The following is a 1360-nucleotide window of genomic DNA, read 5'->3' as shown; positions in this document are numbered from 1 at the left end:
TACCGCCGCTGCCTACTGTTTTCATGTACGGGGCTCTCACCCTCTGTGGCCTGCCTTCCCAGGCAGTTCCATTAACAGATCGGCTCACTTATGCGGTCCATAACCCCAGCATGCACGCACGCTGGTTTGGGCTCTTCCCATTTCGCTCGCCGCTACTCTGGGAATCGATGTTTCTTTCTCTTCCTCCGGTTACTTAGATGTTTCAGTTCACCGGGTTCCCGACGTATGGCTATGTATTCACCATACGACACTTGAGGGTTGCTCAAGTAGGTTTCCCCATTCAGATACCTCCGGATCAAAGGATATTTGCTCCTCCCCGAAGCTTTTCGCAGCTTATCACGTCTTTCATCGGCTCTTAGTGCCAAGGCATCCACCCTGCGCTCTTATCAGCTTAACCAAAACGACCTCCACCTGCGGGTGCGGGTGTCAGTCAAAGTCCATAGCGTTGGACTCTTTGGTTCTAGGTTCTTCTTAAACGCTTTCGCGTTCACAAGTTTGTTTCTTTCCATACAATCGCTTGTATGGCCTCGGATGTCTTGTTTATCCTAATTTCTTAGGATACTCAATTCATTTTTTTCAATATGCGGTTTTCAAGGTACGTATGTGACTGATGTTTTATCAGTCATTAGTAAACTCGATTCTTCGAATCCACTAATCACTGGTAAAAACCAGTTATATGGAACAGCACTTCCCTGCTGACGTAGGTTAACACGTTCTTTAAAACACAGGCTTCGCTTTTACCTCCACCCATTGGAACATGTCTGTTCTATATAAAACACTCTTCCGAGTGGTTTTTTAAAGGGAATCCGGCAGCCACCTGCTCTCCCATGCCGTCTCCAGCATAGTACCATCGGCCGCTTAGGTCTTAACCATCGTGTTCGGGATGGGAACGGGTGTGTCCCCTAAGCGCATCGCCACCGGAAATCTTTTTGTTTCCTTGACTTTTGATAATCAGAAAACTGGACAGTATATAAAACCCTTACTTCTTCTTCCTTAGAAAGGAGGTGATCCAGCCGCACCTTCCGATACGGCTACCTTGTTACGACTTCACCCCAGTTACCTGCCCCGCCTTCGGCAGCTCCCTCCTTCCGGTTGGGTCACTGACTTCGGGCGTTGCTGACTCCCATGGTGTGACGGGCGGTGTGTACAAGACCCGGGAACGTATTCACCGCGGCATTCTGATCCGCGATTACTAGCGATTCCAGCTTCGTGTAGTCGGGTTGCAGACTACAGTCCGAACTGGGACGTTATTTTTGGGATTTGCTCACCTTCGCAGGGCTGCCTCCCTTTGTTTACGCCATTGTAGCACGTGTGTAGCCCAAATCATAAGGGGCATGATGATTTGACGTCATCCCCACCT

General features: G+C 49.3%; 3 rRNA genes. All 3 read right to left on the bottom strand.

The annotated features are described in order from the left end of the window. Positions 1-397: ribosomal RNA gene (locus LK536_RS58415) — 23S ribosomal RNA — on the bottom strand; the annotation flags it as partial. 407 nt (positions 398-804) lie between these two features. Continuing rightward, positions 805-922 (bottom strand): 5S ribosomal RNA (gene rrf / locus LK536_RS58410). Between the two features lie 75 nt (positions 923-997). Next, positions 998-1360 (bottom strand): 16S ribosomal RNA (locus tag LK536_RS58405); the annotation flags it as partial.

This window comes from Clostridium pacaense, from assembly GCF_020709765.2.
Classification (GTDB): Bacteria; Bacillota; Clostridia; order Lachnospirales; family Lachnospiraceae; genus Enterocloster; species Enterocloster hominis.
This window is presented reverse-complemented; position numbering and strand designations above follow the sequence as displayed.